Origin of the sequence: Shewanella sp. 10N.286.45.A1 (genome assembly GCF_041470405.1) — a bacterium.
Lineage (GTDB): Bacteria > Pseudomonadota > Gammaproteobacteria > Enterobacterales > Shewanellaceae > Shewanella.
The window spans coordinates 1-6,058 of the sequence record NZ_JBFRMK010000382.1; the positions used below are offsets into that span (position 1 = coordinate 1).

At 42.7% G+C, this 6,058-nt stretch carries 7 protein-coding genes; 1 reads left to right on the forward strand and 6 read right to left on the reverse strand.

Annotated elements, in window-relative coordinates; all coding sequences use genetic code 11:
* Nucleotides 1-70: 70 nt before the first annotated feature.
* The 6 genes from AB4238_RS21635 to mtnN all read right to left on the reverse strand — a co-directional run bounded on the left by AB4238_RS21635 (nt 71) and on the right by mtnN (nt 3,976).
* Nucleotides 71-472: a hypothetical protein gene (locus AB4238_RS21635; protein ID WP_372035613.1), complete on the reverse strand. Its 402-nt coding sequence runs from the start codon at nt 470-472 to the stop codon at nt 71-73.
* A 135-nt stretch (nt 473-607) separates the two neighbouring features.
* Nucleotides 608-1,087, reverse strand: a complete 480-nt coding sequence (locus AB4238_RS21640; RefSeq protein WP_372035615.1) for a nuclear transport factor 2 family protein — start codon at nt 1,085-1,087, stop codon at nt 608-610.
* Nucleotides 1,084-1,710, reverse strand: a complete 627-nt coding sequence (locus tag AB4238_RS21645; RefSeq protein ID WP_371991799.1) for a trimeric intracellular cation channel family protein — start codon at nt 1,708-1,710, stop codon at nt 1,084-1,086. Before AB4238_RS21645 ends, AB4238_RS21640 begins: the two co-directional genes overlap by 4 nt.
* Nucleotides 1,707-2,084 carry a DUF2721 domain-containing protein gene (locus tag AB4238_RS21650; RefSeq protein ID WP_371991951.1) on the reverse strand — a complete coding sequence of 126 codons (378 nt, stop codon included), beginning with the start codon at nt 2,082-2,084 and terminating at the stop codon, nt 1,707-1,709. The genes AB4238_RS21645 and AB4238_RS21650 overlap by 4 nt, the downstream gene beginning before the upstream one ends.
* Nucleotides 2,085-2,245: 161 nt before the next feature.
* The gene (locus AB4238_RS21655; RefSeq protein WP_372035617.1) at nt 2,246-3,172 is read right to left on the reverse strand and encodes a cobalamin biosynthesis protein; all 927 of its coding nucleotides are present in this window, start codon (nt 3,170-3,172) and stop codon (nt 2,246-2,248) included.
* A 111-nt stretch (nt 3,173-3,283) separates the two neighbouring features.
* Nucleotides 3,284-3,976, reverse strand: a complete 693-nt coding sequence (gene mtnN / locus AB4238_RS21660) for a 5'-methylthioadenosine/S-adenosylhomocysteine nucleosidase (RefSeq protein ID WP_220739089.1) — start codon at nt 3,974-3,976, stop codon at nt 3,284-3,286.
* Between the two features lie 1,137 nt (nt 3,977-5,113).
* Between mtnN and AB4238_RS21665 the strand changes: the two genes are divergently transcribed.
* Nucleotides 5,114-5,917: an LEM-3-like GIY-YIG domain-containing protein gene (locus AB4238_RS21665; protein ID WP_372035621.1), complete on the forward strand. Its 804-nt coding sequence runs from the start codon at nt 5,114-5,116 to the stop codon at nt 5,915-5,917.
* The last annotated feature ends 141 nt before the right edge of the window (nt 5,918-6,058 follow it).

Here is a 6,058-nt window from a genome sequence, read left to right on the forward strand (position 1 = left end):
TATACTGATTGGTATAAGGCTTTATTTCAATATAAAGACTTATACCGCCACAGTGCTCATAAAGCGCTGATTATTGACAACGGTCTGTACCAAAGTGCAGGCCGTTTTTACATTGCCAAGTAAGCTTAGCTGCATCTACACTCCACAAACCTTTCTGTTTCTCCATCGACAATATCAATAACATTTTTGGGTGCTTACTGTTCTGTTGACTAACACTGTAAGTGACCACTTTGCCATTGAAATTTTTAATTCTCGCTAAGGTAAAGTTAGCACCTGAATAGTGTTCAGAGATAGATTCCGGCGCCTGCGTCCACTTTAAAGACTCCTGCTGAGCTTGATCAAGTTGCTGATTAAACTTGTTTATTGGCTGCACAGCATAAGACACCACTATGGGGTTGTCATAGGCCGACGCAGCGCTGCAGAACAGGGCTGAAAAAGCAAAAAGGGTACGAATAATATTGATAAAACTCATAACAACCTACAGCAAAAAAATGTGTCTCTATTGCTTTGACAGGTCAGATTGAAAAAGTTTCCTACAGCAGTTTTAAAATGCGATCCAGCGCCACGGAATATATCCAGTTTGCAGTTTACTCGCAGGTTTTAGCGGTTATTGAGTAGATAGCTGATCTGACATGGTTTGATAGTCCATTAGATCTTGATGCTCTTTTACCCGGTGATTGGTCATGTCTAAGTTTAAGGTGGTCACTCCTGGAATAGCGAGGTCAATAATACGACCAGGCTTACCAAACTGCTCGCCAGGGCCTTTATAGTGGTAGTTACCAATTAGAACAACTAAAGAGCCTGAATTATACATATGTTCAATATTAAAGTTGTACTCCAGCACACCGCGATGAGCGCGTTTTAAAAAGCTTAATATGTGGCGTTTCCCGGTGTATTTACGCTTAGCCGTTCTATCATTAAACACGCTGTCACGATTATAAAATGAGGTTAGCTTTGCGTAATCTTGGCTAGTGAGAGCCTTAATATACTTAACTGCTAGTTGCTGCTCTTTAGGCATGTCACCGATGTTGGCGAAGCTTGGCAAACTGAAAAAAACCAGGAGTAAACTAAATAATTGTAATCTCATTTTTGTTGGGTCTTTAAGTCAAATGCAGGTAAAGATAGATGCCAGCGTATTGCAGCTAATCTTATTATTAATGCGGTCGCCATAGCAAACAGCAGCGCAAACATATCTGGCGCTCCCCAATATAAGCTAATGGTGTAGCAGATCCCACCCATAATTGATGCTGTCGCATAAATTTCTGTGCGCAGTACCATCGGCACTTGTTGACAAAGCAGATCGCGAATAATGCCGCCACCGACTCCCGTAATCAGTCCCATCACTACCGCTATCATACCGCCTAGCTCTAGGTTCAGAGCCTTTTCAGCGCCAATAATGGTAAACAGCGCTAAACCTAGGGCATCAGCCACAGGAAAGATATATCTAGGTACGCGTTTGGGTTTACGCACAAATATCAGTGTCAGCAGCACGGTCGCTAAAATTACAATAATATAGTTAGGGTCTTGGATCCAAAACACAGGCGTAGCGCCTAATATCGCATCGCGAATACTGCCGCCACCCACGGCGGTAACAGAGGCCAATACAATCACCCCAAACGGATCCATTTTATGTCGACCAGCTGCCAGTGCACCAGATAGGGCAAATACCGAGGTACCGCACAGGTCGAAAAAATAGATCCAATCTATCATTTGTCCATCTCTTTCAGGTGGATGTTTAATGCATCGACAGAGATGCGGATTTCAATGACAGATAACAGCAGTGAATAAAGCAATAACAACAAACTGCAACCAAAGATCAGCGAGCCAATTTTGTTAAAGCCAATATAGATAAAAATCATACACAAAACGCACAGTGCAAAACTGAGCACACCGGACTCTTGCATTCTTTTGATAATACTAATTCGTTGACGTAAATTTTTAAGCTGGCTGTCGTGGATGGGTTGGCCGTCAGCGCTCAAATTTCGAATAAGTGCGGCTAAGGCAAAAAAACGATTGGTATAGGCGAGCAAAAGCAAAGAAATTGCCGGAAATAGCAATGCAGGTGTAGTAAGCGATACATGTATGTTATCTAGCAAATCGAAAGCCCGTAACGGAGATAATAACCAAATTAAGAATAATACCTATGCCAATAATATATACAAGGAAGTGATATTTTTCTGCTTGAATTTACAGCTGATTGTTGAATTATAACTCACTAGTGAATCGTAGCCAGATAATAGTCCAATTAGCTATTTAACATGCGTAAGGTTCCCCATATTGCGGGCAGCAGGATAATGGCAAAGCTCCATAAGCCAAATGCAATCGAGTTGAACCTTAATGCACGTTGAATATCGCTGGCTTCGGGCAAGCGGCCATATTTTAATTTGGGTAAAATAACTTTCTCATCGATATTTTTACCACTTTGAAATTTAGCGGGGCCGCCGAGCTCAACATTGAGCGCGCTAGCGATAACGGCACTGGTTTGATACTCAACAATTGGAGGCGCATTGACTTTTGGGTTCAGTAGTACGGCTAAACTTTTTGGACCGCCTTGAATCGCAAGCGTAAAACTCCAAAGTTTAGCGGGAATGAAATGTACAATACTACTCAGTGCATACACTGCAATGCCGAAGAAACGATACTGTGGATTATAAACTGGCCAAACATTATCTAACTGCTTAAGCATTCTCGCCGCTAGCAGCAATGGTACTCCCCCAATGCAATAAAACAGCACGGTAGAGGCAATGCCATAGGTTGGGGTTGTAGCTAAACGTTCAATGGTGACTTTACTCAAACCGACACTAGACAAAGACAGAGTGCTGCGATTGAGCCAAGGCTGTAATAGTGCACGGGCGCGGCCTTTATTATCCCGTTGTATCGCAATGGATACTTCGCGGGCAATATATCTGAAGTGATCGTCTTGCAGGCAAATGTAGATAACTAAAGCTTCAAAAAACCACGGAAACTCAGCAAGTTCGATAAAAAAGCTGATAATGAGCCAGAAGGGGATGACTAAAAGTAATGTTGATAACACCCCTGCAATGACCTGTTGCGATACCGCACGGTGAGTATGGTTAACTTTTACACTTAAACTTAACGCTAAATTGCTTAGCCACACCAGAGGTTGCAGCTGGCGCGGTAATGGCGCCATACGTGCTAAAAGGATCGACATCAACAGCACTAAGGCACCGATATAAAGTTGACTATCTTGAGAGAAGATTTTTGTAAACTCCGGAACCATAGTGGCTGATGTATCCTTATTCTGTTGGCTAAAAACCTAGCTTTACAGTTGCTTTATGAGTGCGATAACCATCAACGCTGAATGCAGACCCGCTTTAACAATATATTCGTCAAAATCGACTGCTGAGTCATCGTTAGCATTATCTGAAAGCGAACGGATAACCACAAAAGGAACGCTAAACTGATGGCATACTTGAGCAATTGCCGCCGCTTCCATTTCGCACGCTGCCATTGTAGGGAAGTTCTCTAACATAGTCTTAGTTCGCACCGGATCGCAAATAAAGCTATCACCAGTACAAATTAGCCCCTCAATTGCTTTCACTTCGCCTAGGCTAGCAACGGCTTTTTGCGCCGCTGCGACCAGCGCAGCATCTGGAATAAACGCCGCTGGTTGTTGTGCCATTTGGCCTATTTCATAACCAAAAGCGGTCACATCAACATCGTGATGACGCACTTCTGATGAGATAACAATATCGCCAATAGCAAGATCAGCGGCGAAACCGCCTGCAGAACCTGTATTGATAATGACATCGGGTGCATATTTTTCAATAAGCAGTGTCGTCGCGATGCTCGCAGTAACTTTACCGATCCCAGAGCGAGTGACAATAACGTCTTTTCCGGCTAATTGACCGGCGACAAACTCGATACCCGCAATAGTGGTAGAAGTCGAATTTTCCATCGATTCAACTAAATGCGCAACTTCTGGCTCCATAGCGCCAATAATACCGATTTTCATGAAATGACCTTTTTTAACTGCCTGAATGATTATGGGCGCTAATATACCACGGCCTATGGTGATAGTGAAAAAGCCATAGTGGTAAGTTGAGATGTGGTGCAAGCGCGGCTAGTTGCAGCTTGCTGACTGCAAGCCATTGGAGTTGTCTTTGCTAGTGGTTAACTGGGATGTGTCTCAAAGTTAGTTGGCCTTCGAATGAAGACTGATTACATTTTTGAATTGTGTTGCCAAGCAACCTGTTTGAACTTGTGTTCCCGACACCATTATGACATTTCCCATATCCCTATGGGTTAAATGTGAATGAACGATCGCATGTGTAGACACTGCCGTGACACGCAACAAGTCCATCCATGGAAGCTCGGCCATGACGTCTATGTCATGGACGGTCGCGACCGTATCTGCACTTGGATAATTGGTGTTTTAATTTGTACTGTAGTGGCAAGGCTTCTAGTACGGAAATGCCCCAAAACGTGTTAGCTCCCATTACTAATGGCTATTATCTTCGAATTCAAAACCAAATCTAAATCAAAGTCGTGGGGCTTCGCCCACGCCCGAGCCAAGGGGCAAAGCGCTTGCGCCCCTTGGCAATCCCTCAGCGCCCCGGCGAAATTTGAAAAGCAAAATTTCCAACGGGGGGAGATTTGATTCTTTGAGTTTATTGAAATAGTTTTAGGCTCAGATGTTTACGGGGAAACCGCTAAAGCTAAAACACAAGTGCTAAGTATTGACTCTTTAATAACCTAGTGAAGATGCAGTTAAGGCCTTCATATCTAGCCCCGTTGCATACAGAGTTAGGCATTCCTCCCATCTTGAAGCTCAGGTGAAACCGCAGAATGGCCAAGGATGGCGTAAATAAAGATGCCAAAAACTGGTCCTGCTAGGCATCGATAATTTTTTAACATTTCACAAAACCTATAAAAATCAGACTTATGACAAATGTAAAAAAGTGATACACGGACCCATTGAACACCCTAGGCTCTCTTTCTCCGCACACAACAAGGCAATTTATGTAACCTAGACTTAGAAATTATCTATTTACAGCAATGCCTTAGCAGTGATAGCTTGTTAAAAAATTAACGAGTTGCTAAGAACGTTATCGAGCGACTAATGAATAAGCTGTTATGCCTTTAAGGTGCTATGAATAACTATTACGTTTACGTATACATCGACCCAAGAAATTTCGAAGAGTTTTACTACGGTAAGGGTAAAGGCTCTAGGAAGGATGCTCACCTGAGCGAAAACTCAGATAGTGAAAAGTCCCGAAGAATTAAAGCAATAAAAAGAGAAGGTTTGGAGCCAATTATTCGAGTTATTGCTCGTAATTTATCCGAACATGATGCCTTGCTGGTGGAAAAAACGCTCCTTTGGAAGCTAGGAAAGCAACTAACAAATATATCATCTGGTCATTATGCAGATAATTTTAGGCCGCATGACGCACTACATAAGAATCTTTCTGGCTTTGATTTCCAAAATGGCTTCTATTACTACAATGTTGGCGAAGGCATTCATCGTAACTGGGATGATTATATTAGATTTGGCTTTATCTCAGCAGGACAAGCGCCAAGATTCAGAGATGCAATGCTGGGGTTGCAAAAAGGCGATCTTATTGCGGCATATTTAAAAGGGCGTGGATTTGTTGGTATTGGTAAAATAACCCAGTGCGCACTCCCTGTACGAGCAGTCCTAATTGATAATGTGCCACTGCTTCAAAAGGAACTTGAATGCCCAAATATTTCAGAGAATTCCAATGATCCTGAAAAATCGGAGTATGTTGCACTCGTAAACTGGGTAAAAGCTGTTCCACGTACTGAGGCAAAATGGAAGTCTAAAAGTGGAATATTTACGTCACAGCTCGTTCGGGCTTCATTAGATGGCCAGCCAGAAACAGTAAGTTATTTAGAGTCGGAGTTCTCTGTTAATGTTGCAGAACTCATGGCATAACAAAGCGCTGCTGTCGGACAAATTTTCCGTTGCGCTCCAAATTTTCCGCAGAGCGCGGCGTTAAATGCCCGAAAAGCAAAATACATAGACAAGCAAAATACATAAAATACATAGACAGCCATCATAAAATACATAGACAGC

What these genes read in the sequence shown, in the direction of transcription:
- AB4238_RS21645 (WP_371991799.1), bottom strand. Translation starts at nt 1,710, where the DNA reads ATGATAGATTGGATCTATTTTTTCGACCTGTGCGGTACCTCGGTATTT.
- AB4238_RS21665 (WP_372035621.1), top strand. Translation starts at nt 5,114, where the DNA reads ATGAATAACTATTACGTTTACGTATACATCGACCCAAGAAATTTCGAA.
- AB4238_RS21655 (WP_372035617.1), bottom strand. Translation starts at nt 3,172, where the DNA reads ATGTCGATCCTTTTAGCACGTATGGCGCCATTACCGCGCCAGCTGCAA.
- AB4238_RS21640 (WP_372035615.1), bottom strand. Translation starts at nt 1,087, where the DNA reads ATGAGATTACAATTATTTAGTTTACTCCTGGTTTTTTTCAGTTTGCCA.
- mtnN (WP_220739089.1), bottom strand. Translation starts at nt 3,976, where the DNA reads ATGAAAATCGGTATTATTGGCGCTATGGAGCCAGAAGTTGCGCATTTA.
- AB4238_RS21635 (WP_372035613.1), bottom strand. Translation starts at nt 472, where the DNA reads ATGAGTTTTATCAATATTATTCGTACCCTTTTTGCTTTTTCAGCCCTG.